The sequence below is a fragment of the Myxococcales bacterium genome (genome assembly GCA_016706225.1).
Classification (GTDB): Bacteria; Myxococcota_A; Polyangia; order Polyangiales; family Polyangiaceae; genus JADJKB01.
Genome location: JADJKB010000005.1, coordinates 184,200 through 209,546, shown reverse-complemented (window position 1 = coordinate 209,546; position 25,347 = coordinate 184,200). Strand labels below are relative to the sequence as shown.

The following is a 25,347-nucleotide window of genomic DNA, read 5'->3' as shown; positions in this document are numbered from 1 at the left end:
CCCCGGCCGCGTCAGTGCCCTTCCGTGGAAATCCGCGACGCAGCCAGGCCGAGCTCGGTGGTGAGCACGCGCGTGCAGTCGACCACCATCTCGCTGAGCCCGCACAGGTAGACGTGCGCGTTCGCCAGCGGTGAGACCAGCTCCGCCAGATGATCTTGCACGCGGCCGCGCCGACCGGACCAACCATTTTGAGGTTGTGTCAGTGTGGGTTCGTATCGGAAGCGCGGCACCCTGTCCGCCAAAGCCTCGAGCTCCCCCCGCCACAAGATCTCCGGCTCGGTCCGGGCGCCGAACAGCACGACGATCGGCGCGCTGCTCTGCTCCTCGAGCGCCGACTGAAACATCGCTCGGAGCGGCGCCAACCCCGTTCCGGTACCCACAAACACCGTCGGCACGTCAGGCGGGGCACTGCGCACGAAGGTCCCGCAAGGACCGAAGACGTCGACCGCCGCACCGACGACGAGCTCGTCCAGGGCACCACCACCGGAACCGCGCAACACTGCCAGCTCGAAGCGCCCAGCCAGCGCCGAACCGGGTGCGTTCGCGATGGAATACGGCATGCGTTTGTCGGCACCCGCCAGACCAAGCTCCAGGTATTGCCCAGGGATCCACTCGAGCGGCTCGGGACCGAGCGTCGCGAGGGAGAGCGCGCGAACGCGCGGCGAGAGCGCGCTGTCGGCGACCAGCTCGGCCCTGAAGAGCCTCGGCTCTCGGAGTTCCATGGGGCGCCTCAATAGTCCAAGGTCCACGCTCTCTGCAACGCGTCGTTTACCCGGCCTGCCGTGATAGCCTGCGCCCCGACATGCGCCCAATTTCCAAGGTCCTCATCGCCAACCGCGGAGAGATCGCCGCTCGCATCCAGCGAACTCTGCGGAACATGGGCATCTGGACCGTAGCCGTCCATTCCGACGCCGACGCCGGCGCGCCGTTCGTGCTCTCAGCCGACCAGGCGGTGCGCATCGGCCCCGCCGCCAGCCGCGAGAGTTACCTGTGCATCGAGAAGATCGTGGACGCCGCGAAGCGAACCGGCTCGACCGCGATTCACCCTGGCTTCGGCTTCCTCGCCGAGAACGCAGACTTCGCCCAAGCCTGCGGCGACGCCGGTCTGATCTTCATCGGCCCCAGCCCGCGTGCGATCCGCGACATGGGCTCCAAGAAGGCCGCAAAACGCCTGGTCGCCGCCGCCGGTGTGCCGGTGGTGCCCGGTGTCGAACCCGACGATCAGACCACCAGCCACCTCGCGCGCGAAGCCGAAGCGGTCGGCTTCCCACTCTTGATCAAGGCCAGCGCTGGGGGCGGCGGCAAAGGCATGCGCATCGTCGAGCGCAGCGAAGAGCTGATCCTCGCCATCGATGGCGCCAAACGTGAAGCCAAGAGCGCATTCGGCGACGACACACTGCTGATCGAGCGGTACGTCCAGACTCCGCGTCACGTCGAGATCCAGATCCTGGGGGACCAGCACGGCAACTTGCTTCACCTGTTCGAGCGGGAGTGCTCGATCCAGCGCCGCCACCAGAAGATCATCGAGGAGTCTCCGTCGCCAGCCCTCGACGCCGGGCTGCGCGCTCGAATGGGCGAAGCCGCGGTCGCCGTGGGCAAGGCCGTGGGTTACGCGAGCGCGGGCACCGTCGAGTTCATCCTGGCGCCGAACGGTGAGTTCTTCTTCCTCGAGGTCAACACCCGCCTTCAGGTCGAACACCCCGTGACCGAGCTCGTCACCGGCATCGACATCGTGCGTGAGCAGATCCGCATTGCCGAGGGCGCTCCACTCGCGTTCGCCCAGTCCGACCTGACCCAGTCCGGCCACGCCATCGAGTGCCGGTTGTACGCCGAGGACGCCAACAAGGATTTCCTGCCGACGACGGGCCAGCTCGTGGACTGGTTCGTTCCGGACATGCCGGGCCTGCGAGTGGACTCGGGAGTCGAGCAAGGCACCGAGATCGGGATCCACTACGACCCGATGCTGGCGAAGGTGATCACCCACGCGGCGACGCGCGGCGAGGCAATCCAGAAGATGCTCGGAGCCCTGTCCCACCTGGCTGCCGAAGGTGTGACGACCAACCGCGAGTTCTTGATGCGGGTGCTCGCTCACCCCGAGTTTCGCGCCGGAGCGACCCACACCCACTTCATCCAGGACCACCTGCGAGAGCCCGCCACGGATCCGTTGCGACCCGAGCGCGAGGCCTGGGCCGCGGTCGCGGCGACGCTCGCAGCTCGTGACACCCGGATGCGAGCTCGGCGCACCCTGCCGGCGCTTCCGCTGGGCTTCCGCAACAACCGCGTGAGCCGCGAGTGGGTCGAGTACCGGCTCGGTGAGCGCAGCCTACGCGTCGAGTACGCCGGGCTCGACAGCAACACGTTGCAGGTATCCGCTGACGGCGCCGAGCATCAGGTGCGGCAGGTCATTGTGGCGCTTCCCCGGGTTTCCTTCGAGGACGAGAGCGGTCTCGGTCACGCTTTCCGTGTCAGCCGGCGTGACGATCACGTCTTCGTACACGGCCTCGACGGCTCGGTCGTGTTCCTCGAGTTGCCCCGCTTCCCGGAGAAACAGCTGGCCACCGCCGCGGGTGCCTGTGTCGCGCCGATGCCGGGCAAGGTGGTCAAGGTCGTCGCAAAACTGGGCGACGCGGTCCAGACCGGCGACGTGCTGGTGGTGCTCGAGGCCATGAAGATGGAGCACTCGGTGAAGGCGTCCGAAGCCGGCATCGTCGTGGAGATGCGCGTGAGCGAGGGTGAACAGGTCGAGTCCGAAGTCGTGCTCGCGGTGCTCGGGCCGAGCGCGTGACCCGCGCGCAGCTCACGCTGCCGCAGTGGGTCCTCACTTGATGTACATCACCTGACAGCTGCCCGCGTTGCACACCGCCGTCACGGTCGACGGGTACTGCACCATGCACTTGGAACAGGCGCTGCCGCCTTCACATAGCGCTGCCTTCAGCGCATTCTCCGCGTCCTTCCGCACCGCTACGACCGAGTAGTTGCTGGCTTGGCAGCCCTCGCAGCAATCGAGACCGTTGCGCAGTCGACAGTCGGTGTCGTCGGCGCAGCCAGCGTAGTCCTTGCGCTGCCGGACGTCCCACGCGGCGCAGGTTCCGCTCTCACAGCTCGCCGCGAGGTTCGGGTTCGGCGCCGACGCACAGTCGCAGACCGGTCCGCCGCAGTCGCACTTGGCCGCCGAGGCCTGATTCATCGCCACGTAGTCGGTGATCTCGGGCATACCGCACAGACAGCAGTCCGAGGTCGTGAGCGCACACTGACCTGGCCCATTGCAGAGCTTGAGCGAGGGATCGTTGCAAGCATCACCCGCACTGCCTCCCGCTCCAGCGCTGGCGCCGGCACCCGCGACGCCCCCCGCGCCGCTGCTGGCGCCCGAGCCACCTGCCCCCGCACTCGAACCACCGGCGCCGCCGGAGCTTCCACCCCCCGTTCCGCTGACTCCGGCGCTACCTCCAGTCGAGTCTGCTGCGGATTGCCCGCCACACGCGCCCAGCAGGAATGCCACGGCGATCACGGTCGTCTTCATTGGTTTCGAGCCTCGAGCGGGCATTGAGTGCAAGCAAGGTGCCAGCGAGATACGCCGGGATCGAGCTGGCGGTCCGAGCGTGCCACTCGCGCTCACTGGCACACTCTCGGGCACGATTGCCCCGCACGCCGGTCAGCTCGTCGTGCTGCTAACCTCTCGCCTCGATGCGCCGAACGTGGTCGTTGTGCTGGCTCTTGCCCGGCCTCGCCGGGTGCGGAAGCGATGAACGCGCACCCACGCCCGACTCCGGCGACCCAGTCTGGAACCCCGCGCCGGAGACCTGCGAGGCCCCGGATCTCGACGACCCGACGCAGCTTCACGAGTGCTCCATCGGCAGCGGTAGCTTCGGCCGCTGGACGCTCGACGCCCGCGCCCAGCCCGCCTACGACTACCGACTGGATCAGCACGCGGACAGCCGCGCCAGCTACTCCGTCACCGAGCAGGGCCCGGACGGCGAACCGCTCGATCGCCGCGACCACTGGGCAGCGTTCGGCAACCACCGCATCAACGCCCACATCTTCAACGACGGTGTGATCGAGGTCGTGACTCAAGACCGCGGCGTCGAGTACCTGAACAAGCTGGATGAATCGGCCGGCGCCTACGCGGGTGGCTTCGGCTGGCTGTCGGACGGCGACGAGACCTGGTGCAGCGCGTACCGCTGGCGCCCCGAACGCAGCAAGACCACACGCCGCTTCGGCATGGGCTACGCCGAGACCAGCCTGGAGTATCGTGGGATCCGCGCGCGGCGTGTGACGGCGGCGCCGCCCGGCGACGTGGCCGCGGTGGTGAGCGACGTCACGCTCCAGAACCTGAGTGACAGCCCCCGCCGCCTGACACACTGGGAGTACTGGGACGTGTTCCGGCGGCCCATCGAGATCAACTGGGTCGTCGCCGGAGATCCCTTCGTGCTCGCACCCGAGACGGCTCGCAAGAGCCGGGATGCCCGCAACGCCTGGTTCGACGAGAGCGTCTCGTTCGACGCCAAGAGCTCACGGATCGGGCTCACGCGAGCTTACGTGGGTGAGACTCCCCGGCCTGGCAGGGATGTCCCAAGCGCCGCGGACTACTACGCCAACAGCCCCTTCTTGCTGGCGCCGCTCGGCGGCGTCGCCGACGTGTTCACCGACCAGACGAGCTTCTTCGGACGCGGCCCGGTGGCTCAGCCCGAAACGGTGCTCTTCGACTCGCCGGGGCACGGCAGCGAGAGCTTCAGCTTGCCCGCCCAGAACGGCGCCGGTCAGGGCCGCGCATTCGTGATCAAGAGTGAGCTCGAGCTCGGGCCGGGCGAAGAACGAACGCTGCGCTTCGTGTACGGCTACGCCCGCGCGGACGAGAACTTTCCTGACGAAGCGCGCTGGCACGACCCGGGCTTCAGCGCTCGCGAAGCAGCGACCGAAGATCTCGACGACAAGCTCTTCTATTTCAGCGCCGGCGGTGCGCCCGAGCTGTCTCGCGAACTGGTGTGGCACTCGTATCAGATGGAAAGCTCGGTCGGCTACCGCGACTACTGGCACGGCGCGGTCGTGCCACAGGGCTCGGCCTACTTGTACCTGCACGGGGCTGATGGCGCGGCGCGAGACCTCGGCCTGTTCGCCTTGCCGTTGGTCTACACGAACCCCGAGCTCGCGCGCGCCGAGCTGCGTCTGTTCATGGGCATCCAATACGCGAACGAGCGTTTCTCGTATGCGTTTCAAGGTCACGGCATGCTCGACGACGCCAGCATTCACACCGCGCCCAGCGACCTGCCGCTGTTCTTCTTGTGGGCGCTCGGCGAGTACCTCGGGGCCAGCGGGGATCTGGCGTTCCTGGACGAAAACGCGCCGTACTGGCCGCGCGAGGCCCGCCCGAACGCAAGCGTCTGGGATCACACGAAAGGTGCGCTGCGCCACCTGTTCGATCAGGTCTCTACCGGCGAACACGGACTCATCCGGATCGGCACCGGGGACTGGAGCGACGGCATCGTGGTCGAAGCGCCAGACCGGGACCTGGCAGTGAAGAAGGGCGAGAGTGTGCCCAACACCCAGATGGCGGTGGCCGTGCTGCCCCGCGTGGCGGATCTGGTCGAGCCGCGCGACCCGGCGCTCGCGCAGGAGATCCGCGAGCGCGTGACGGGGTACCGCAAAGCCCTCCAGGGCGCGCACAACAGCGAGTTCTTCTACCGCTGTTATTACGGTGACGGTGTGCCGCGCTACGCCGACAGCATCAACCTCGAGGCGCAGATCTGGGCACTCATCGCCGATACCTTCGACCCGGGTTTGGCTCGTGCAACGCTCGTCCAGAAGATCGCCGACGAGCTCGACGAGCCTTCGCCCATCGGCGCGACCCTGACGCCCGGCGCCCAGGTCTGGCCCGCCATCAGCGCACCGCTGACCTGGGGCTACGCTCGCTCGGATCCAGCGCGCGCCTGGCAGCACTTCACGAGGAACACGATGGCTGCCCACGCGCAGACGTTTCCGGACGTGTGGTACGGGATCTGGAGCGGACCTGATGGCGTGAGCAGTCAGAGTGGACTGGCCTGGAAGAGTCAGGTCACGCCGATGACCGACTTCCCCGTCCAGAACAACAACTACCACGCGATGCCCCTGTTCGCGGCCCTCAAGCTCGCGGGTGTAGAGGCCATCGCCAGTGGGCTGGTGATCTCACCGAGGGTGCCGCAGCGCAGCTTCGCGCTCCGCACCTCCGTGATCGAGCTTTCGCAACGGGGCGCTACGATCTCGGGCCGCTACCGCCCGGGGGGCAAGACCCTGCGCACGCTGCGCATCGAGGCACCCGAGGGCGAGCGGGTGAAGAGCGCCCGAGTGAATGGCGCGGCCGTCACGCTGGCGGAGGGCGCCACGGCGGTCGACCTCGAGCTCGATCCGAAACAGGCTGACTCCCTGGCCTTCGAGCTGGTCACCGAGCCCGCAGCGTGAGCCTCGCGGCGCCCGGCCCGGTCCGCTAGGCTTCGGGTCGAGGCCCGATGAAAGAGCTCATCCTCAGCGCACCCGGCAAGAACGCCATCAACTCCGAGCTGATGCGGCAGGTGTTGGCGGAGCTGCGCGACGCGGACGGCGACGCTTTGCTCGTGACCGGCGCAGGCGACGCTTTCAGCGCGGGGCTCAACCTGAAAGAGGTGCTCTCGATGGACGCCCGGGCCATGCGCACGTTCCTCGCGCTGCTCGAGGAAGTGACCGTGGCGCTCTGGGAGTACCCGGGCCCGACCGTGGCGCTGGTGAACGGGCACGCCATTGCTGGTGGCTGCATTCTCGCGATGACCTGCGACCATCGGGTGGTCACGGACGGTCCCAAGCTGCGCGTTGGTCTGAATGAGGTGGCGCTCGGTCTACGCTTCCCGCCGCGCGTGATGAAGCTGGTGAAGGCGCGTGTCCCGTCCCGCTCGCTCGAGCGAGTGATCCTGGGTGCGGAGCTGTTCGACCCGATGGGCGCACAGCTGCACGGCCTGGTCGACGAGGTCGCCATCGACGCCAGCCAAGTCGCTGGCGAGCGACTGGCCGCCCTCGCGCTCCACCCGCGCGACGCGTACGCACGGGCAAAACACATGCTGCGCGCCGGAGTGTTGTCGCTCACCGCCGAGGAGACTGCACAGTTCGAGACCGAAGACTTGCCGGTGTGGACCTCCGATGCGGTACGCGCTCGCATTCGCGCGGTGCTCGAGCGCTGAGACCGCAGGCCAGCATGCGTCGGGCAGGCCTGCGCGGCTCGCTAGCTGCGCAGCGCTCCGGAATTTGAGCTAGGCTACCGGGCATGTCGGCGGCGCGCTGGGACTGGACGAGCGCGGTCACGCTCATCACCCTCGGGGCCATCGCTGGCTGTGGGCTCACGTCGAGCGACCCTGGGGACGGCAACGGTGGCGCCGGCTCGGGCGCGCAAGCGGGGACCAGCTCCGGCGGCGGCGCGGGCGGAGCAGCCACGGGCGGCGCGGGGGGCGCGGCGACGGGCGGCGGTGGATTCGCGGCCAGCGGCGGCGGCGGCATCGGCGCGTTCAGCGGCGGCGGCACTGCGGGCTTCGGTGGCGCCGCAGCAGACGGCGGGGTCTCTGTCGCGGATGCGGGCTGGTTCGATTGTTTCGGCTGCGCGTGCGACGGAACCACGAGCTACTGCTACTCGTTTTCGGGCGGGCTCAAACCTCCGCCTGGCCCCGACGCGGCCACGTGTGACGCAGCCGGTCCGAGTGGCAACAAGGGCTGCAAGCTCTTGCCAGTAACCTGTCAGGGCGCACCCGCCTGTGGCTGTCTGCCGGCGGCTCTGGCGTGGTGCAACTGCTACGACGATGGAGGCGGGCTGCGCGTCGCGTGCAACGCGCCGTGACCCGCCCACCGGCCCCGCGCGAAACGATACGAGGCTCGTGAACTTCTTCGGACACGCCGCCGTCGCGGCTTGGCACGACACCGCTCCAGAATTCGTCCTGGGCGCGATGCTCCCGGACTTCGCGTCGATGCTGCGCGCGCGCCCGCCGGAGGTCACCCGCGACGGGCTCGCTGCAGGCGTCGCCCTACACCACCGGACCGATCTCGTGTTCCACGACTGCGGGGCGTTTCGGGCGCTCACGGCCCAGGCCTTCGATGCGTTGTCGAACCTGGGGCTCGGTCGCGGCAGCGCACGCGCCGTCGCGCACATCGGCGTCGAGATCCTGCTCGACGGTGTGCTCGCGCACGAGCAGGCCGCGCGGCGGGCCTACCTCGCTGCGCTCGAAGCCGCTGTCGACGCGAGCGATGCGCTGGTCTGGCGCTCGGCCTCCGAAGGTCGCGCATTTGCCGAGCTGCTCGCAGCCCTGCGGAGCCGCGGCATTTCACGCCAGCATACCCAGCCGGCGGTGGTCGCGTATCGGGTCGAGCGTGCCCTCGCTGGGCGCCCGAGGCTCGCACTGGTCACGGAAGATGTCGCCCGCGTCGAGCGTTGGGCGGACACCAGCCGCGGCGCCGTGCTCGAGCAGACACCGTTCATCGTCGAACAGCTCCGGCTTGGATTGGAGGCGGACGAGCCCCCCGTTCGAGGTTGAGTGGTGGTAGGCTCGCCCGCGCCAATGGCGGAACAGGGCGGCGGGTTTCAGATCGTGCGGGGCGTGGTCAAGGCGATCGCGCTCGGCGCGGGTTTTGTGCTCAGCCTCGTCTCGCTGATGTCCCTCGTCGGCAGCCTGACGCCGAATGGCTGGGCGCGCCTCGGCGTCGCCGCGGTCGCGCTGATCGTGATCCCCGCGGTGCTCACCGATCGTTTGCTGCCCGAGGACGATCCCGCGCGAGCCAAGGGCTTGCCCGGCGACGTGTTCGTCTTGGTCTGGCTGGGCCTCGGCGTGGCGTACGTGGCCGCGGGCAGCTTCTCGCGGCCACTGTTGGTCCGTGAAGGCGATCGCCTCACCGCCGCCGGGCTCGCCACGCCGGCACGGCTTGCGTATTTTCTGGGCGGCGCGCGACCCGAAGCCCCGCCCGCGCCGCCCACACCGAGCGCCGAGCCCTCCGCGGCGGCTGCACCATCCGCGGCGAGCCCAGGCACCAGCACCGCCCCCGAACCGAGCGTCCCACCGAGCGCGGGGACGCCACCGAGGAAGAAGGAAGAGCCCGGCGATCTCGCGCCGGCAGAGCTGTTCAAGCGACTCTCGCCGGCGGTGGTCACCGTCAGCTTCAAGTTCCACTCACTGGACGGCGGCGGCACCGGTTTTTTGCTCGACCGCGCCGGCACCATCGCGACCAACCACCACGTGGTCGAGCGCGCCGATCGCCTGACCGTCAAGTTCATGAACGGCGCGCTGTACGAGGACGTCGAGCTGTTGGTCGAAGACGCCGGGCAAGATCTGGCGCTGTTGCGCGTCGAGCTCGGGAAACCCAAGGAAGGAGAGGCACCCAAGGTCGATCCGGTCGAGCTCGGGGACTCCGACCGCGTCGAGGTCGGTGAACGAGTGATCTCGATCGGCAACCCGCTCGGCCTCGACCACACCCTGACGGACGGTCTGGTCTCCCAGCGCCGCACGTACATGGGGCGGCAGTGGATCCAGATGTCCGCGCCAGTCTCACCGGGCAACTCCGGCGGCCCGCTGTTCAACCTCAAGGGCAAGGTCATCGGCGTGACGACGGCCATCGTCGGCCCGGGCTTTGGTCAGAACCTGAACCTCGCGGTGCCGATCAACGCACTCAAGTCGCTGATCCGGCCAGAGTACCCACAGCGCCGCAAGTTCGGCACGTCCGGCAAGTCTTCTACCTGGTGAAACCGTGCGCGCGAACCTCGTCTTCTTGATCCTGCTCGGCCTCTTCGGAGTCCTCGGTGTGAGCCTGGCGACACGCCAACTCTCCCCACACGTCACGGTCGCGCCGAGCGCCTCTGCGGAACCATCACTCTCGACTTCCGCGTCCGCCAGCGCTGCCGCTACGGCGAGCGTCGCGCCTTCGTCATCCGCCGCTGGCGCCGGCGCCGACGCAGGTACCCAGGGACTCGGCCGCCCACTGCGGGTCACCGGCTCGGCGTGGGACGTGCTCGCGCCCATCGCGCTGGCAAACGGAGGACTCTCGACCAAGAAGGACAGCGACGTCGACAAGTCCGGGCTCAGCGTCAGCCTCAGCATCGCGCCCGACACAGCAGCCATCGAGGCGGGCCTGGCCCGCGGCGGCTCCGACGAGGCGGGGCGAGACGTCGCCGTCCTGCCCCTCGCGGAGCTCGTGGCCTCGTATCAGAAGCTCCAGGCTCTCCGCCCGGTGGTGATCTGGGTGAGCGCGTGGTCCCGAGGCCGCGAGGTCGTGCACGGCAAACAGCCCCTCCACAAGCTGCCCGCGACCGGAGAAATCGCGCTCGCCGGGACCACGGACGCCAGCAGCACCTTGCTCTCGCTCTTCGCCCTCGACCTCTCGGGTGCGTCCCCGTCGCGGGTGCGCCTGGTCGAACGCGGAGACGCCAAACTCTCCGTGTCCGCCATGCTGAAGAGTGAGCTGCGCCCGGGTGAACAGAAGGACGTTCTGCTCAGCACCACCGAGGCCATGCGTTTCTCACCCTACGTCGTCGTGTGCTCTGCGAGCATGGTCGAGCAACACGCGAGTGTCCTGTCGTCGTTCCTGAAAGACTGGATGCTCGGCGACCAGCGCATCAGCTCCGATCCCGCGCTCGCAGCTCGCACCATCGCTGCGATCGACGGCGCGCCGGAGCCGATTGCGTTACTCGGACGCTTGGGAGAGCTCACCAGCGTCGGACTCGCAGACAACGCCGAGCTGTTTGCGCTCTCGGGGCGCGGGGCTCTGACGGTCGAAGCTCTGTTCGCGCGCATGTGGCGACTGCGTCGCAACACGAAGCTCGAGAGCCAGCCAGCTCCCGAACGGTCACCCATCGTGTCGTCGCTCGTCGCGGCGCTGGTGCGGAAGGATCCCTCAGCCGCGAAACCCGCGGGGGTTGCGACCCCGAACAAACCCCAAGCCGGCACTCAACCCCGCGCGACGCTGGTCGCACGCATTCCGGGACCGTTCGACGCCGATCTCGTGAAGAACGAGCTTGGTTTTCTGGCGGGTGTCTTCGAACGCTCACCGCTGCGGTTGAGCGCCGGAGACAAGGCGCAGGGTGAGCGCCTTGCGCGGGAAGCCAGCGAGCGTTTTGGTCTGCCCGATGGCCGGATCCGCGCCGGCACGGCAGCCCGGCTCGGGGACGGACAGACCGTCGTCGAAATCCTGCCCGTCCCATGACCCGAGCACGGTGAACAGCGCGCCGGCCGTGCGGCGTGGATTTTTGGGCAATTCCTGCTCGCGCGTCCGAGACCGAGGCACAAACCGCCCGCACCTCACGCTTGTTTGGGCGCAGAGGTTGCACCAAGACCCACATGAGGCTACCCCACCTCCCTCTCGGGAGGTTATCGGATATGGGTCTTAATAAGGGTTGGCTTCGCGCTTCGGCGCTGGGTGCGTTCAGCGTCGGCGTGGCGGCAATCGCGCCGGGCTGTGGCAGTGATGGCGGCGGTGGCGGCACGGCAACGGGCGGCACCGGCAACGTGGCCGCGACGGGCGGCGTCGGTAACACCGGCGGCGGTGGCGTCGGCAACACGGGCGGCGGCGGCGTCGGCAACACCGGCAACACCGGCGGAACCGGCAACACCGGCGGAACGGCCGGCTGCCCGGGCACGCTGCAGGATTGCAACGGAACCTGCACCAACACCGAGTTCGACCCCGGCAACTGCGGCACCTGCGGCACCGCCTGCCAGACCGGCGAGTTCTGCTCCCAGGGTCAGTGCGCGGGCCAGTGTCTCGGCACCACCAACTGCAGCGGCAAGTGCGTCGACACCGACACCGACCCGACGAACTGCGGGGCTTGTGGCACCGCTTGCAAGAGCGGCGAGGTCTGCTCGGTTGGCAAGTGCGGCGTGAACTGCGCCGGCGGCGCCACCCAGTGCGGCGCCGAGTGTGTCGACATCCAGAGCAACCCGAACCACTGCGGTGGTTGCGGCGCTGCCTGTACCGTCGGCCAGGTCTGCTCGGCTGGCGCGTGCGCGACCAGCTGCGGCGCGGGCTACACCAAGTGTGGCAACTCCTGCGTCGACATCACCAACGACAAGAACAACTGCAACGCCTGTGGCACGGTTTGTCCGGCAGGCCAGGCCTGCGTTCAGGGCAAGTGCGGCACTTGCGACGTCAACACCACCGACTGCGACGGCGACGGCTTCGCCGGCAAGGCCGAGGGTGACTGCTGCGAGGTCCCCGGCGTCTGCGGAGCAAACCCCGCGCTCGTGAACCCGGCGGCCATCGAGGTCGTGGGCAACGGCATCGACGACAACTGCAACGGCCTGGCCGACCTGTTCGACAAGTCCGACACCCAGGATTGTGACACGGGCCTCGCCAGTGACTCGTCCGACCCGAAGGACTACGCCAAGGCGCTCGGCATCTGCCGCACGACCGAGGAGAACCCGGCCAACAAGAAGGACAAGACCTGGGGCCTGATCGAGGCGGAGATCCTGCGCGCCGACGGCACGCCCCTCGGCGACGTCAAGGCCCGCAGCATCCGCCAGAAGTTCGGCAACAGCATCGCGTCCCTCGAGGGCAAGAGCATGGTCGTCCTGTCCAGCGGTATCGCCGCCGACAAGACCCAGACCCTGCCGGGCCCGAACGGCGGCGGGGCCGGGGCGAACGTCTCGAACACCCACAGCCCGAGCTCGAGCGTCAACGTGACGAGCTGCTCCAGTGCCAAGTGCATCAAGGACTGGGTCGCGGCAGCGAACCTGCCACTCAAGGCGGCAGGTCAGTATCCGGCAGCGCCCAACTGCGGCACCGCTGGCGCCGCGAGCACGGCGAACGACTCGGTCATGCTCCGGCTCAAGCTGCGCGCGCCGAGCAACGCTCGCTCGTTCTCGTTCAACAGCTACTTCTTCTCGTCCGAGTATCCGGAGTTCGTTTGCACGACGTTCAACGATCAGTTCATCGCGCTGGTAGACACGCCCGGAGGCACCCCGCAGCCGATCGCGAACCCGTCCGACAAGAACCTGATGACCTACATCGATCTGACCACCAACACGAAGTACCCGGTGGGCATCAACATCGCGAAGGGCACCAACCTGTTCGCGGTGTGCGACCCGAAGGTCAGCCAGACCGGCGCGTCGTGTTACGAGGCCAACATCAACAACAAATCGTGCTCTCTCGGCGTCACGGACCTGCTCGGCACCGGCTGGGAAGCCGGCACGGCGGGCAGCTGCGACGTGGTCGGTGGCGGCACCTACTGGCTCACCACCGCGGGCAACGTCATCCCCGGCCAGATCGTCGAAGTTCGCTTCGTGATCTTCGACGTGGGTGACAGCGCCTACGACTCACTCGCCTTGATGGACGGCTTCAAGTGGCTGCCGAACGCCACGCTGCCGGGCACCGGCGGCTGAGCGTCCCGCACAAAGCGCTCCCCTGACCGGGAGCCAGGCAACGGGCGTCCTTCGGGGCGCCCGTCGTCGTTTGTGCCGGGCCGAGGCTGGTCTATGGCACTGAGCCATGAGCCAACCCGGCCCCGCTTACTGGGATTATCTGAAGCTCGACCGCTTGCTCGATCTGCAAGGCGGTGTGGAAGAGGACGAATCGCAGCTCATGCCGGACGAGCTGCACTTCATCATCGTGCACCAGGCCTACGAGCTCTGGTTCAAGCTGGTGCTGCGGGAGCTGCGCGACGCCCGCGATCACCTGGCTGCGCCCAAGGTCGCAGAAGAGAAGATCCCCTACGTGGTGCATCACATCCGGCGGGTCACCGAGATCATGAAGCTGGCGGTGGATCAGTTCCGGGTGATGGAGACGCTCACCCCCCAAGATTTCCTGGCGTTCCGCGACAAACTCATCCCGGCCAGCGGCTTTCAGTCGTTCCAGCTACGCGAGCTGGAGATCCTGCTCGGGCTCGACGACAAAGAACGCATCGCCTACGCCGGAGTCGATCCCCTCGAACACATTCGCCAGCTGGCGCAGAAGTCACCCACCGGAGAGCTTGCCTGGAAGCGGATCGAGAAGGCCAGGAGCGAGCAGACACTCCGCGCCGCCATGCACGAGTGGTTGTATCGGACCCCCGTCCAGGGCTCGGGTCCCAATGATGCCGGCGACAGCGAGGCCGTCGAGCGCTTCATCAGCCAGTACTTCGCAGAGCTGCAGCGTTCGAACGCGGCGAAGGTCGTGCACATGCTCGGCGCGCTCGGCGGAGACGGCGTGGCGATCAAGCAGCGCATCGCGGAGGGTGAAGCAGCCGCGAAGAAATTCCTGTTCGCGGAAGACGTGCCCGAGGCCGAGCGCGAGCGGGTGCGCCGGGTCCGAGCCGGCGTGCTCTTCATCGAGAGCTATCGCGAGCTGCCGCTCCTCGCCTGGCCACGTCTGCTCATCGACAGCGTGGTGGAGCTCGAGGCGCACCTGGTGATTTTTCGCTCACGCCATGCCCGTATGGTCGAGCGCATCATCGGCCGCCGTGTCGGCACCGGCGGTTCGAGCGGGGTCGACTACCTGGACCAGACCGCGCGCTACCGGATCTTCGACGAGCTGTGGTCGGTGCGCACGATCTTGCTGGCGAAAGAGCAGCTGCCGGCCCTCGAGCACAGCGAAGTCTACGGCTTCGCGAGCTGAGTTCTCGCTCGGTTGACGACCGCGAACGCCACGCGCCGCTTCCACACGGTCAAGCCAGCCGCCGCCGGTCCCGGCCGGTTCTCCCGCTCCGGTCTCAATGGCGGCGGGCGCCCTGACCATGACGAGCCTGCTCACGCGCTCCCAGGGACTCGGCCTCCGGCCGTGGTGCTTCAGAATCGCGCTGAATTCCCGGGTTTGCTCGGGCGAGCTTGGAGCCGGACTCGGGCTGAGGCGAAATGGGTTCAACCACACGCCGAGGTGGCCCTTGACTAACTGGTTGAACCAGCTACCATTGGTTGAACCAGTTGCCCCCGGCCCCATCCCCGAGAGCAACCCGCCATGTCCAACGCGCCCCTGGCATCGAAGATCGAGAGCACCGTCTATTCGGATCTGCGCCGGCAGATCCTGAAAGGTGAGCTGAGCGCCGGCGAGCGCCTGCCCGGTGAACGCGAACTGGCAGCCACCTACCACACCAACCGCAACACCTTGCGCGAAGCGGTGCGGCGCCTGGAACAAGCGCGCCTCGTGACGGTGCGCCACGGCCAAGGTGTCACCGTCGCCGATTTTCGTCGCACCGGCACGATGGAGCTCTTGCCCGCGTTCCTGGAGGCCGCCTCGGATCCGACGGAGATGTTCCACATCCTCGAAGACATCCTGCCGGCACGCTTGATGGTGCTCGAGTTCGCGGCGCGGCTCGCGGTTCGTCGCGCCACCAAGAGCGACATCGAACGCCTGCGCGACATCACCGAGCTGTTGATTCCAGCCTTCGAGCGTGGAGACCAGGTCGTCATCGCCCACGGCTTCCAGCGCTGGCTGGACGCCCTCATCGACGCGAGCCACTCCATCGCAATACGCTGGGTCGCCAACCCGTTCCTGGAAGCCTACCGCGACATCCTCGATCGCTTCCCGGCCTTGTGGGTGCTCGAACCCAGCTTCCCGCAGCACCTGAGGGACTTCATCGCGGCCCTCGACGCCGGCGACGAGGCCCGCGCCATCGACGTGACGCGTGTCTACTACCGCCGGGTCGATGCCAACTTCACCAAGGCCATGCAGAGCGCGCTCGGCAGCCGCGCGACCTCGGCAGATCGCCCGCCAGATCCCAAAAAGAAACGGAAAAACCCATGACCATCGAGCACGGTGCCCTGGAAGACTCCCACGTCAGGAAGAAGCTCCCGGTTCGAACGGCGCGCGCGCCGCTCACCCGCCACCCGGACGACGGTTGGCAGCTCGCGGAGCCATATCCTCTGGGCACCGGCGCAACGCGCGCGCTCGACGCGCTGATCATCACGCTCTGTCCGGCTGCCCCGGCGCCGGCAACCCCCGAGCTCTTCGCCCGGGTGTCGCTCCACGTTCGCCACTTCCTCCGTTACATGCCGCCGCTCGCGGCCCGCGGCTTCGTGCTGTGCCTGTTCGTGCTCGACTGGGCACCGCGCTTGCTGTTCGTCAGCTCGCGTCGTTTGCATGCACTCGGCCGCACCCAAGCCTCGAGCATTCTCACCCGCATGGCGCGGAGCCGCTTCGCCATCCTGCGCACACTGGTGGTGGCGGTGCGAGGGCTCGTGCTCAGCGCCTACTTCGATCAGGACGAGGTGCACCAGGCAATCGGCTACGCGCCCTTGCCGTTCCTTCGGGAGCGGGTCGAACGCCGTCGGCTCTTGCTCTTGCCGGCTCCGGTCCGTGTGGGAGGTGTGCGATGATTTTCGGGTTCACGGACTACGCCAAGTCCCACACGTTCACCACGGACGTCGTCGTGGTCGGAACCGGTGCCGGCGGCGCCGTGGTCGGAACCGAGCTGGCCGAGGCCGGCTACGACGTGCTGTTCGTGGAAGAGGGCAGCTGGATCACCACGGACAGTTTCAACCCGTACAGCAGCGAGAGTGTGCCGCGCCTGTATCGCGACGCCGCGGCCACGGTGATCTTCGGCAACCCGCCGATCCCCTATGTCGAGGGGCGTTGCGTCGGGGGCAGCACCACCATCAACGGCGGCATGGCCTATCGGCCGCCGGAGCGCGTGCTCGCCGAGTGGGGTGAGACGGCGGCGGATCTGGGCGCCCGCAGCCTCGAGCCGCTGTTCGAGCGGGTCGAGGCCCGCGTGAAGGTCAACCCGCAGCTGCCGGAGAGCATCGGTGAGGACAACCGGGTCATGACCGAGGGCGCGCGCAAGATGGGCTGGTCGTACACGGTCAATCAGCGCAACCAAGAGGCGTGTGTGGGCGCAAACAACTGTGGTCTCGGTTGCCCGACGGGCGCCAAGCAGTCGACCCTGGTCAGCTACATGCCGCGCGCCATGGCGACCGGCGCGCGCTGCCTCACTGAACTTCGTGTGGAGCGCATCTTGATCGAGGGCGGCCGCGCGGTAGGCGTCGTCGCTCGCGCCATCGACCCACGAACGCGTCGCGCCGGCGTCGAGGTGACCGTGCGTGCGCGCGCGGTCGTGGCGGCTTGTGGCGCCATCCAGACCCCCTACCTCTTGCAGAAGCACAAGCTCGGCCGTCCGAGCGGGCAGCTCGGCAAGAACTTCAAATGTCACCCGAACGCCAAGGTCGTCGCCCTCTATCCGCGGGACATCCGCGGCTGGCACGGCGTGAGCCAGAGCGCGCAGATCCGACATTTTCACGAAGACGGCATCTTGATGGCGGAGAACTTCGTGACCCCGAGTGTGCTCGGCGCGTATTTGCCCTGCCACGGCGAGCGGATCTGGGAGCTGATGCAGCGCTACAACCAGATGGTCGTGTCCGGGGTCCTGGTCGAGGACTCGTCATCCGGGACCGTGTCCCGCAGCCTGCTCGGCGTGCCAATCGCGCGTTACAACATCACGCCGCTCGATCATCGGCGTTTCCGGCGCGGCGTGAAGCTGCTCGCGGAGATGCACTTTGCCATGGGCGCCGAGGAAGTCCTGCTTCCGTTCTTCAACCAGCACTCGGTCAAGAGCCCGGACGAGCTGAGCAAGATCGAAGACCTGCAGCAAGATCCGAGCACGCTGGAGCTGTTCACGCCTCACCTGATGGGAACGGCCCGCATGGGCGCTCGACCCGAGAGCTCGGTCGTGGATCTGAGCGGGCAGGTCTGGGATCTGCCCGGTCTCTACATCGCGGACGCAAGCCTGTTCCCCACGGCCATCGGTGTGAACCCGCAGATCACCATCATGGCGCTCGCGACCCGGGTCGCCGAGCGTATCGAGCTGCGGCGTATGGCGGCCTGAGGACGCGGAGCGCCCCGCGTGGACGCCGAGTGGCCCGCGAACTTGCGCCAACTCCGAGCTTCGGCCCCCGCCGGCGTGGCCCGTGGATTCGCGCAAAATTGTCGCTCGACGACCCACACGTCACGCCTGATCCTTTCCGCGTGAGCGAGCACTTTGGGTTCACGTCCGACGAATGGGAGCTCGTGACGGAGCTGCCGCTCGAGATCTACCTCGCCATGCTCACCACGGAGCTGACCGTCGACTCGTTCGACGCAGGGGAGATCGCGTTCGGGACCTTGCTCGAGCGCATGGCTGCACAGTGCCCAAGCGGGTCGTGGATGCGGACCGTGTTCGACGAAGCCTCTCGGCCCACGACGGCCCAGGCCCACGGTGCAACGAGCATGTCCGAGGCTGAGCTCGACGCGCACCTCGAAGAGCTCGGCACCCTCTTGCATCGGCGCGTGGGTGAGACCGAGGCCGTTCAGTTCGCCGAGATGCTAGTCAAGTTCGCGGAGAAGGTCGCTGCGGCGTCGCCGGGACCGTTCCCGGGCAGCGCTCGCATCACGAAGGCCGAAGGCGACCTGATCTGGAACATGCGCCGCGCCCTCGGGCTGATGCGCACGCTGCACCCGTGAAAGCAGCACCTGGAAGCGCTACTCGAACTCAGCGACTCAGCTCCGGAGCACCCGCCTGAAATCGGCCAGCGTCGCGTTTTCATCCCGGGTGTGGCGAAAGCCGGTCTTTTCCCGGAACGACGCCGCGTCGATCACCACCGGGTACTTGACGTGGGTGAGCGCTCCGCGCGGCAGGCGCGGGAGGCCGAAGCGGCCGAGCAGCACGCGGAACAATGGCTCCGGTACCAGCAGCGGCTGATGCCCCACCTGGCCAATGATCATCGACAGCGGTAGGGGCTGGGGCCCGGCGACGTTGAACACACCCCGCAGCTTCTTGTCGAGCGAGAGCACGATGGCACGCGCGACATCTTCCTCGTGCATGAAGTGAAATAGTGGATCGTAGCCCAGGACCTGGGGCACCCGCGGCCCGCGCAAGAACGAAGCGAGGGTGCCCGACCGAGACGGGCCCAGCGTGTACACGATGCGCAGCACGGCAGTATCGATCTCCGGGAAGCGCCAGAGCGCCGTCCCCGCATACAGATCGGCGGCGACCAGATCCGCGAGCTCGGGGAAGGTCTCGAGCGCGAGCGGGGGCTCGTCTTCAGTGTGGTAGAGCGGGGAGTCGGCGGCAGCGCCGTAGTAAGTGTGGCGGCCGACGAACAGCGCCTGTTTGACGCCGTAGCTGTGGCAAAAATCGAAAATCGATTTCGTGCCGCCCAGGTTGATACGGTAGCGATCCTCGCTCTGCGCGGTCAGGTGGGTGACCGTCGCCATGTGAATCACGGCGTCCGGGCGCTCCACTCGGAAGGCCTCTTCCGCGGCGCGCTTGCGGATGTCACTCTGGTAGACCTTCACGCCGTCCGGAGCGCCGGCCCACGCTCGCCGGTCGATGCCCACGACCTGATGCCCGGCCCTCAGCAGCTCGTGACACACGAGCTGGCCGATCTTGCCCGAGATGCCGGTGACCAAAACTTTCATACCGCCTCGTAGCTCTTGCGGCCGCGCTCGATCAGCCGCGCGATGGTCGCCTTCACGGCGTTCACCTTCTCCAAGATGACGTGATCGTCCTCGTTCCCGCTGCCGCTCGGCGTGATCGGCTCGCCGTAGTGGACCTCCATGCGCACGGGCAGCGGCACGGGCAGCAGGTACGACGTGATGGGAATGTAGGGCGCGCCGATCATGTGCCCGATCTTCTCGAGGTTGGTCACGGTCGGCAGGGCCTCTCCGCCGCCCAGAAACCCGAACGGGACGATCGGCGTCTTGGTCGCGAGCGCGAGGCGCATGAAACCGGTACCAAACCGCACCAAGCTGTAGCGCTCCACGTACAGCTTCGCCGTGCCCCGGGCGCCCTCGGGGAAGACCATCAGCAGACGATCTTCCTCGAGCAGTCGCGTGGCGTGCTCGGGTAGGCCGGTAAACTGTCCCGTCTTGCTCGACCACTCGGAGGCAAAGGGCAGTTTGTTCAAGAATTTTTCGACCATGCCCTGAGCCAGCCGCGGGGGATCCGGCTCGAAGAAGCAGGAGGCGATCACCATCATGCCGTCGATTGCCACCCCGCCAGAGTGGTTGCCCACCAGCATCGCTCGGCCGCGCTTCGGGATGTTCTCGACACCAAAGGCGCGACAGCGGAAGTATCGTTGGTACATCAGGCCAAAGGCCGAGAACATGAAGCCAAGACGCTCGCGATCGATGCCGTACGGATCCACACCGTCCTGGTTGAACGGGAGCTCGAGTCGGCCGAGCCGCTCTCTGACTTCACGGGAGATGGGCAGGCGCATTCGCGATGGCAGTGCAGCATACACTGCCACCCCAGGCGTGCCGAAAGTGAAAGTGTCGCGGGTGAAATGCCTCGTATCCTGATAGCGGGCGCGGGGTACGTCGGTGCGCGGCTCGGTGAGCTGTGCGCCCAGCGCGGTGACGAGGTGCTCTGCCTGCGGCGCTCGGCGCAGGGTTTGCCCCGAGGTCTCGTGCCGGTCGTCGCGGATCTCCTCGACCCCTCCAGCCTCGACGCGCTCTCGGGTGAGCTCGACGCGGTGGTGTTTGCCGCGGGCCCAGGCGAGAGCACGCGAGAGGCCTACCGAAGAACCTATCTGGTGGGCCTGGAGAACCTGCTGAACGCCGTGGGCCACCGCGCGCGGCGAGTGCTCTTCACCTCGAGCACCGCCGTGTATGCCCAGAGCGACGGCGGCTGGGTCGACGAGACTTCGCCAGCCACTTCGACGCACTTCTCGGGCGCGACGCTGCTCGAGGCCGAGGCGCGGCTCCTCGAACGCTGCCCTGGGGCGGTGGTGCTCAGGCTGGGCGGGATCTACGGCCCGGGCCGCGCCAGCATGGTCGAGGCGATCCGGCGCGGCGATGCCAGTTATTTTGCGGGCGACACCCATTTCGTCAACCGCTTCCACCGCGACGACTGCGCCGGTGCGCTGCTGCACCTGCTCGACTGCTCGGAGCCCGAGTCCATCTACCTGGGGGTCGACGACGAACCCACACCGCGACGCGACGTGATGCAGTGGATCGCCGAGCAGCTCGGCGCGCCGCCGCCGAGAGCCATCGAACACGAGGCGCCGAACCCACGGCGCGGAGGGGGTCACAAACGCTGCTCGAACGCGCGGCTGCGGGCCACGGGTTACGCGCTCCGGTACCCCACGTATCGGCAGGGCTACGCCGCTGTGATCGCCGAGCTCGGCGCGCGTCCGAAGCTCGAGTGAGCGCGCCCGCTCGCCCGCTTCAGGGCAACCCCGGGATCAGCCCGCCGAGGCCACGCAACCCCGCCTTCAACGCCTGGTCCCGCGTGATCTCACCGCGCACCACGAACGGCACGTCGAGGTTCAGCTTGGTGCTGCCCACCTTTGCGACGCCGACGAAGGAATAGGGCACGGGTTTCTGGCTCGCCGCGAACGGCGCGAGGGCGGCAACGTTGGTCCAGGGCACGGAGAGTTGGGCGGACACCCGCGCCTTGCCGTGCGCGGGCACGCTGCCCTTGGGCTCCGAGCGTCCCGTGCCGACGTTGACCCCGTCACCGAGCTTCATCGTTCCGGAGACCTCCTGAACCATGAGGGCAAACCCGTTGGGGTTCTCCACGTCGAGCTCGAGGTCGAGCCCAATGGCGAGCGGTGTCACCGCGGTCACGCGGGCGGCGTACGGGGTGATGGTCGGCGGCTCGGGTTTCGAACACGCGCCGATGGCCAAGAAGGCGAGCGGCATCAGCTGCCGGATGCGTCGGGCATCGAGCTGCATTGGTTCGGCCTAGAAATTCCCGAACACACCGAGCTCGCGCGGCCCGACATACGGCGTGACGCGCCGGGCGCTGAGTTTTCCCTCGGTTTTTCCGCTTCCGCCGCTCAGGAGCAGCACGGTACCAACACCGATCCCGACGGCGCCGACGATGAAACCGACGGTCGAGATCGTCGCTTGGGTCTTGCCCGTGTCGTAGAGGTCGCGCTCGCCCTCGCTGCAGACGCCGTTCTTGCACTTGTCGTCGATCTCACTCTTGGTCGACTTGGCTTTCAGACCCATGAACGCGCCGACGCCGACGCCGACGACACCAACACCCAAGCTCACGTAGGCCAGAGTCTTGTTGCCACCGCCCTTTTTCGGTTTCTCCTGCTCGGCCGGCCCTTCTTCTTCGGCCGCCGTCTCTTCCTTGGGGAGCTCGGTGAGCAGGATGGATAGGTTCTTCTTGTCCTTCTCCTTCAGCTCGACGGTCTCGTTGTACGGCTTCATGCCGTCAGCCTCTGCGCTGATCTTGCGCGTGCCAGGGTTCGCTGGAACCGGACCACCGAGCTCACTCTGGGGAATCACCTGGTCATCGATCTTCACACTGCCGCTGAACCCCTTGGGCAAATCGAACGTGAGGGTCGGTGTGCGCTTCTCGAGAGACTTCTGAAGTTTCTTCGCCTTCGCTCGCACGGCGCCGGACAGACCCTTGGCGTCGAGGACCTTCTTCACCTGTTCGCTGGCCTCGACCAGGTTGCCGAGTTTGTCCTCGACGCCCGCGAGGCGCAGGCGAGTGTCGGGTTTGTCGTCGAGCTCGAGCGCCTTTTCGTATGCACTCTTGGCTTCGTCCCACTTCTTCTGCTTCTCGAGCTTCTGCCCGTCCTTGTCAGCGGTCTTCGCGCTTGGGTTGCCCTTCGCGTGAGCCGCCGCGGGCGGAAGAACGACGACGGCGGTGAGTGCGGAGCAGAGGATCAATCGACGCAACATGGTCCGGGGATTCTCGCCGGTTTCGGGCCATCGGGGAACGGCTCCGATCGAGTGTTCAGCCTGCGCGGGCGTTTGGCTCGGCGGATGCGCAGTGATTTTCTGTTCACATCGTGGATCGACGGTGGTACGGCAGGACGCACCGCTTCCAATGGGAGCGAGAAGGAAAATCACTGTGAGATCGACCAAGCGCAGCTCCCGCGCAGGGGGGAAACCTGCGGGCACTGCACAGAAGAGCAGGTCGGCGGGGGCGTCGAAGAAGGTCAGCAAGCCGCCGTCCGCGGTCAGGGCCACACGGGCCAAGTCGGTGGGCGCCCGGGGGCGTGCGAAGGCCCGCGTGAGCAAGAAGACCAAGGTCAAGGCGCGGGTCGCGAAGCCGGCGCAGCGGCGTCAGGCGTCTCGAGCGGCGAAGCCGAGCAGCAAGCTCCGCGCAAAACCGAAGGCGACCGCGGCGAAGTCTCGACGCACCGCCGCCAAGCCGAGCAGCAAGCTCCGCGCAAAACCGAAGGCGACCGCGGCGAAGTCTCGACGCACCGCCGCCAAGCCGAGCACCAAGCTCCGCGCGAAGCTGAAGGCGACCGCGGCAAAGTCTCGACGCACGACAGCGAAGCCGAACACCAAGCTCCGCGCAAAGCCGAAGGCGGCTGCAGCAAAGTCTCGACGCACGACAGCGAAGCCGAACACCAAGCTCCGCGCAAAGCCGAAGGCGACCGCAGCAAAGTCCCAACGCGCGGCCACCAAGTCGAATACTGCCAAGCTCCGCGCCAAACCGAAGGCGACTGCCGCAGAGTCTCGACGCACAACCGTCAAACCGAACACAGCCAAGCTCCGTGTTCCGACGGCAGGGGAGCCGCTCCGTTTGGCGCCTGCACTGCCTGTGGCGGCGTTGGCGCCGACCCAACCGGCCCGAGCGCTCTCGGTCGCGGACAGCGCGCTGTCGACTCGAGCGCCGGCGCAGGCGGATGCCACGCTGTCCTCCTCGGTGCGCATCGGTCGCCTTCCCCCTCGCGGTGCGACCAGCAGCTCACCGGCGCCGACCTTCACCAACTCGAGCCGCGTCGACTCGGCGAGTGACCCGAGCCCTCCAATTGCACACAGCTCCCCTCGCCCGCTCGTCGATGCCGCGCTGTGGCAACGCGTCGAGACCGTGGCGCGAGAGCTCGAGCTGACGGAGCTGTCCATTGACCTGAAGAAGGCCATCCGCGCGGCTGTCGAAGGACGCGATGCGCTCGTATCGATGCGCTCGAGCTTCGCGCGGGCGGCTTGCTTCGTGATCCCGTCGCGTATCCTGCCTCAACCCGTGCTGGTGGTCGGGCCGCGGCCCGCTGCCATGCGTGAGCTCCACGATCGGCTGTTGCAACGCCGTGCGCCGGTCGTGCGCTTCGAGCCGAGCGGTAGCGAGAGCAGCCGACGTCAGGCGCTCGAGCGCATCGCAGCAGGTGGCTCGCTGTTGGTGCTGTGTACGGCCAGCAGTCTATTTCGCGACGACCTTTCGCTGTCCCTCGCCCGCAGCGGTGTCTCGCTCGTTGCGGTGGTCGATGCCCACACTCTGACCGGAGCCTCGGACGAATTGAGCCCAGCCATGACCGAGCTCGGTCCGGTGCTGAAACAACTGGGCCGTCCGCCGATCATGGCGCTGCTCGGCGCGGCAACGCCCGTTGCCCGCTACGACGTGGTGGACGCCCTGGCCCTACAGAGCCCGGTCCACGTCGAGGCTCCGCTGGTCGGCAGGAACATCGAGCTCGACGTGCTCGCCATCGGCGGCGACGCACGCCAGCGCGCCCTCCTGCAGCTGGTGGGCGAGCTGCGCCGCCCCGGCGTGATCTTCGCCCCGACCGCCCGGGAGGTGGACGAGATCTACGCCGCGCTGTCGGCGCTGCGTCTGCCGGTGCACCGCTTCCACCCGTTCATGCCCCCGGGCGATCGAGTGGGTGAGCAGCTCAACTTCACTTTGCCCGGACGCCGCTCGATCATGGTGGCGACCAGCGCGCTGTTCAGCGCGACCGGCATCGTCGGCGTGGGCGAGGCAGCACTGCTCGACAAAGCTCCGACCGATTTCGGCCTATGTTTCGAGAAGAAGGATCTGCGCTTTGTGCTCCACTGGTCGGCGCCGGCGAGCCTGGAGCAGTATTTGAGGGAGATTGCCCTGGCCGGCCGGGACGGCGAGTCCGCCACTTGCATCCTGTTCCACGATGGAAGTGATCGAGCTCGCCACGAGGCCACGCTGGCTCAGGCGCGCATCCCGTCGCGTCACCTTACGCACTTCGCGCGGTCGCTGGAACCCGCTGCGATCGATACGCGGCCGCGGACGCTCGAGTCTCTGGCCCTCGCCAGTGGCCTGAGCCGCAAGCTCACCGAGAGCCTGGCTGCGATGCTCGACGATGCGGGGCTGGTGAGTTTGTCTGCGGGCTGGCTCCGGGTCACAGCGACTGCGCCGGGCCTCAGCTCCGGCGCACAGCGGCTCGCTGCTCGCCTCGATCGTCTGCGCGCGCAGGACGATCGACGGCTCTCGGCCATGACTGCGTACCTGGACGGTACCGGCTGTCGCAGTGCGCGGCTGGCTCGTTATTTTGGTGAGCCAAGCATCGACGCCTGCGGCCGCTGTGGCGGCTGCAAGGGCAGCTTGCTCGCAGGGTTCGAGCCGGTCGACCGCGACGGCTCGGGTGGACGTCACCCTCCGGTCGAGAGCTTCAGCCTCGGGCGCGCCGACAGCTACGGCATGGAGGTGGCGCCGCCGAAACGCGCCGCCAGCCCGCTCCTGGCCAAGCTCGGTGATTTTCAGCGCCGACGCTGACC

At 67.6% G+C, this 25,347-nt stretch carries 22 protein-coding genes; 15 read left to right on the top strand and 7 right to left on the bottom strand.

Annotated features, from left to right (window positions below; all coding sequences use genetic code 11):
- Nucleotides 1-11: 11 nt before the first annotated feature.
- Nucleotides 12-722, bottom strand: a complete 711-nt coding sequence (locus tag IPI67_08755; protein ID MBK7580278.1) for an oxidoreductase — start codon at nucleotides 720-722, stop codon at nucleotides 12-14.
- Nucleotides 723-802: 80 nt separating this feature from the next.
- Here IPI67_08755 and IPI67_08750 point away from each other — a divergent pair, with 80 nt between their 5' ends.
- Nucleotides 803-2,785: an acetyl-CoA carboxylase biotin carboxylase subunit gene (locus IPI67_08750; GenBank protein MBK7580277.1), complete on the top strand. Its 1,983-nt coding sequence runs from the start codon at nucleotides 803-805 to the stop codon at nucleotides 2,783-2,785.
- A 33-nt stretch (nucleotides 2,786-2,818) separates the two neighbouring features.
- On the opposite strand, the gene IPI67_08745 is transcribed toward IPI67_08750, so the two are convergent.
- Complete coding sequence (locus IPI67_08745) at nucleotides 2,819-3,520, bottom strand: hypothetical protein (protein ID MBK7580276.1); 702 nt, start codon at nucleotides 3,518-3,520, stop codon at nucleotides 2,819-2,821.
- A 164-nt stretch (nucleotides 3,521-3,684) separates the two neighbouring features.
- On the opposite strand from IPI67_08745, the gene IPI67_08740 reads away from it, so the two are divergent.
- The 12 genes from IPI67_08740 to IPI67_08685 all read left to right on the top strand — a co-directional run bounded on the left by IPI67_08740 (nucleotide 3,685) and on the right by IPI67_08685 (nucleotide 18,372).
- Nucleotides 3,685-6,432 (top strand): hypothetical protein, encoded by a 2,748-nt coding sequence (locus IPI67_08740; GenBank protein MBK7580275.1) that lies wholly within the window; start codon nucleotides 3,685-3,687, stop codon nucleotides 6,430-6,432.
- A gap of 47 nt (nucleotides 6,433-6,479) precedes the next feature.
- On the top strand, nucleotides 6,480-7,181 hold the full coding sequence (locus IPI67_08735; protein ID MBK7580274.1) for an enoyl-CoA hydratase/isomerase family protein: 702 nt from the start codon (nucleotides 6,480-6,482) through the stop codon (nucleotides 7,179-7,181).
- Nucleotides 7,182-7,264: 83 nt separating this feature from the next.
- Nucleotides 7,265-7,828 carry a hypothetical protein gene (locus IPI67_08730; protein ID MBK7580273.1) on the top strand — a complete coding sequence of 188 codons (564 nt, stop codon included), beginning with the start codon at nucleotides 7,265-7,267 and terminating at the stop codon, nucleotides 7,826-7,828.
- Nucleotides 7,829-7,865: 37 nt separating this feature from the next.
- A complete protein-coding gene (locus IPI67_08725; protein MBK7580272.1) occupies nucleotides 7,866-8,519 on the top strand; it encodes a hypothetical protein in 654 nt (217 codons plus the stop codon).
- A 3-nt stretch (nucleotides 8,520-8,522) separates the two neighbouring features.
- Entirely contained in the window at nucleotides 8,523-9,719 is a 1,197-nt protein-coding gene (locus tag IPI67_08720) for a trypsin-like peptidase domain-containing protein (protein MBK7580271.1), read from the top strand.
- Between the two features lie 4 nt (nucleotides 9,720-9,723).
- A complete protein-coding gene (locus IPI67_08715; GenBank protein ID MBK7580270.1) occupies nucleotides 9,724-11,175 on the top strand; it encodes a hypothetical protein in 1,452 nt (483 codons plus the stop codon).
- Between the two features lie 173 nt (nucleotides 11,176-11,348).
- The gene (locus tag IPI67_08710) at nucleotides 11,349-13,346 is read left to right on the top strand and encodes a choice-of-anchor L domain-containing protein (protein ID MBK7580269.1); all 1,998 of its coding nucleotides are present in this window, start codon (nucleotides 11,349-11,351) and stop codon (nucleotides 13,344-13,346) included.
- A 106-nt stretch (nucleotides 13,347-13,452) separates the two neighbouring features.
- On the top strand, nucleotides 13,453-14,556 hold the full coding sequence (locus IPI67_08705; protein MBK7580268.1) for a tryptophan 2,3-dioxygenase: 1,104 nt from the start codon (nucleotides 13,453-13,455) through the stop codon (nucleotides 14,554-14,556).
- 339 nt (nucleotides 14,557-14,895) lie between these two features.
- Complete coding sequence (locus IPI67_08700) at nucleotides 14,896-15,681, top strand: FadR family transcriptional regulator (protein ID MBK7580267.1); 786 nt, start codon at nucleotides 14,896-14,898, stop codon at nucleotides 15,679-15,681.
- Nucleotides 15,678-16,253, top strand: a complete 576-nt coding sequence (locus tag IPI67_08695) for a hypothetical protein (GenBank protein MBK7580266.1) — start codon at nucleotides 15,678-15,680, stop codon at nucleotides 16,251-16,253. Before IPI67_08700 ends, IPI67_08695 begins: the two co-directional genes overlap by 4 nt.
- Nucleotides 16,250-17,758, top strand: a complete 1,509-nt coding sequence (locus tag IPI67_08690) for a GMC family oxidoreductase (protein MBK7580265.1) — start codon at nucleotides 16,250-16,252, stop codon at nucleotides 17,756-17,758. The genes IPI67_08695 and IPI67_08690 overlap by 4 nt, the downstream gene beginning before the upstream one ends.
- Nucleotides 17,759-17,898: 140 nt before the next feature.
- Complete coding sequence (locus IPI67_08685; GenBank protein MBK7580264.1) at nucleotides 17,899-18,372, top strand: hypothetical protein; 474 nt, start codon at nucleotides 17,899-17,901, stop codon at nucleotides 18,370-18,372.
- Nucleotides 18,373-18,408: 36 nt separating this feature from the next.
- On the opposite strand, the gene IPI67_08680 is transcribed toward IPI67_08685, so the two are convergent.
- Nucleotides 18,409-19,329: an NAD-dependent epimerase/dehydratase family protein gene (locus IPI67_08680; protein MBK7580263.1), complete on the bottom strand. Its 921-nt coding sequence runs from the start codon at nucleotides 19,327-19,329 to the stop codon at nucleotides 18,409-18,411.
- Nucleotides 19,326-20,129 carry an acyltransferase family protein gene (locus tag IPI67_08675; protein ID MBK7580262.1) on the bottom strand — a complete coding sequence of 268 codons (804 nt, stop codon included), beginning with the start codon at nucleotides 20,127-20,129 and terminating at the stop codon, nucleotides 19,326-19,328. Before IPI67_08675 ends, IPI67_08680 begins: the two co-directional genes overlap by 4 nt.
- A 66-nt stretch (nucleotides 20,130-20,195) precedes the next feature.
- Here IPI67_08675 and IPI67_08670 point away from each other — a divergent pair, with 66 nt between their 5' ends.
- Complete coding sequence (locus tag IPI67_08670) at nucleotides 20,196-21,059, top strand: SDR family oxidoreductase (protein MBK7580261.1); 864 nt, start codon at nucleotides 20,196-20,198, stop codon at nucleotides 21,057-21,059.
- 19 nt (nucleotides 21,060-21,078) lie between these two features.
- Here the strand turns inward: IPI67_08670 and IPI67_08665 are convergent, their stop codons facing one another.
- The 3 genes from IPI67_08665 to IPI67_08655 all read right to left on the bottom strand — a co-directional run bounded on the left by IPI67_08665 (nucleotide 21,079) and on the right by IPI67_08655 (nucleotide 23,541).
- Nucleotides 21,079-21,588 carry an LEA type 2 family protein gene (locus IPI67_08665; GenBank protein ID MBK7580260.1) on the bottom strand — a complete coding sequence of 170 codons (510 nt, stop codon included), beginning with the start codon at nucleotides 21,586-21,588 and terminating at the stop codon, nucleotides 21,079-21,081.
- A 9-nt stretch (nucleotides 21,589-21,597) separates the two neighbouring features.
- Complete coding sequence (locus IPI67_08660; protein MBK7580259.1) at nucleotides 21,598-22,554, bottom strand: tetratricopeptide repeat protein; 957 nt, start codon at nucleotides 22,552-22,554, stop codon at nucleotides 21,598-21,600.
- A 387-nt stretch (nucleotides 22,555-22,941) separates the two neighbouring features.
- Nucleotides 22,942-23,541: a hypothetical protein gene (locus tag IPI67_08655; protein MBK7580258.1), complete on the bottom strand. Its 600-nt coding sequence runs from the start codon at nucleotides 23,539-23,541 to the stop codon at nucleotides 22,942-22,944.
- Between IPI67_08655 and IPI67_08650 the strand changes: the two genes are divergently transcribed.
- The gene (locus IPI67_08650; protein MBK7580257.1) at nucleotides 23,534-25,345 is read left to right on the top strand and encodes a RecQ family zinc-binding domain-containing protein; all 1,812 of its coding nucleotides are present in this window, start codon (nucleotides 23,534-23,536) and stop codon (nucleotides 25,343-25,345) included. The two genes, IPI67_08655 and IPI67_08650, sit on opposite strands and share 8 nt — an antisense overlap.
- Nucleotides 25,346-25,347 lie beyond the last annotated feature (2 nt).

Excerpts from the sequence above, each read along its gene's own strand:
- IPI67_08690 (MBK7580265.1), top strand. The coding sequence starts at position 16,250 with ATGATTTTCGGGTTCACGGACTACGCCAAGTCCCACACGTTCACCACG.
- IPI67_08680 (MBK7580263.1), bottom strand. The coding sequence starts at position 19,329 with ATGAAAGTTTTGGTCACCGGCATCTCGGGCAAGATCGGCCAGCTCGTG.
- IPI67_08745 (MBK7580276.1), bottom strand. The coding sequence starts at position 3,520 with ATGAAGACGACCGTGATCGCCGTGGCATTCCTGCTGGGCGCGTGTGGC.
- IPI67_08670 (MBK7580261.1), top strand. The coding sequence starts at position 20,196 with ATGCCTCGTATCCTGATAGCGGGCGCGGGGTACGTCGGTGCGCGGCTC.
- IPI67_08655 (MBK7580258.1), bottom strand. The coding sequence starts at position 23,541 with ATGCGCACCGAGGAGGACAGCGTGGCATCCGCCTGCGCCGGCGCTCGA.
- IPI67_08740 (MBK7580275.1), top strand. The coding sequence starts at position 3,685 with ATGCGCCGAACGTGGTCGTTGTGCTGGCTCTTGCCCGGCCTCGCCGGG.
- IPI67_08665 (MBK7580260.1), bottom strand. The coding sequence starts at position 21,588 with ATGCAGCTCGATGCCCGACGCATCCGGCAGCTGATGCCGCTCGCCTTC.
- IPI67_08700 (MBK7580267.1), top strand. The coding sequence starts at position 14,896 with ATGTCCAACGCGCCCCTGGCATCGAAGATCGAGAGCACCGTCTATTCG.
- IPI67_08750 (MBK7580277.1), top strand. The coding sequence starts at position 803 with ATGCGCCCAATTTCCAAGGTCCTCATCGCCAACCGCGGAGAGATCGCC.
- IPI67_08660 (MBK7580259.1), bottom strand. The coding sequence starts at position 22,554 with ATGTTGCGTCGATTGATCCTCTGCTCCGCACTCACCGCCGTCGTCGTT.
- IPI67_08710 (MBK7580269.1), top strand. The coding sequence starts at position 11,349 with ATGGGTCTTAATAAGGGTTGGCTTCGCGCTTCGGCGCTGGGTGCGTTC.
- IPI67_08695 (MBK7580266.1), top strand. The coding sequence starts at position 15,678 with ATGACCATCGAGCACGGTGCCCTGGAAGACTCCCACGTCAGGAAGAAG.
- IPI67_08735 (MBK7580274.1), top strand. The coding sequence starts at position 6,480 with ATGAAAGAGCTCATCCTCAGCGCACCCGGCAAGAACGCCATCAACTCC.
- IPI67_08675 (MBK7580262.1), bottom strand. The coding sequence starts at position 20,129 with ATGCGCCTGCCCATCTCCCGTGAAGTCAGAGAGCGGCTCGGCCGACTC.
- IPI67_08705 (MBK7580268.1), top strand. The coding sequence starts at position 13,453 with ATGAGCCAACCCGGCCCCGCTTACTGGGATTATCTGAAGCTCGACCGC.
- IPI67_08755 (MBK7580278.1), bottom strand. The coding sequence starts at position 722 with ATGGAACTCCGAGAGCCGAGGCTCTTCAGGGCCGAGCTGGTCGCCGAC.
- IPI67_08730 (MBK7580273.1), top strand. The coding sequence starts at position 7,265 with ATGTCGGCGGCGCGCTGGGACTGGACGAGCGCGGTCACGCTCATCACC.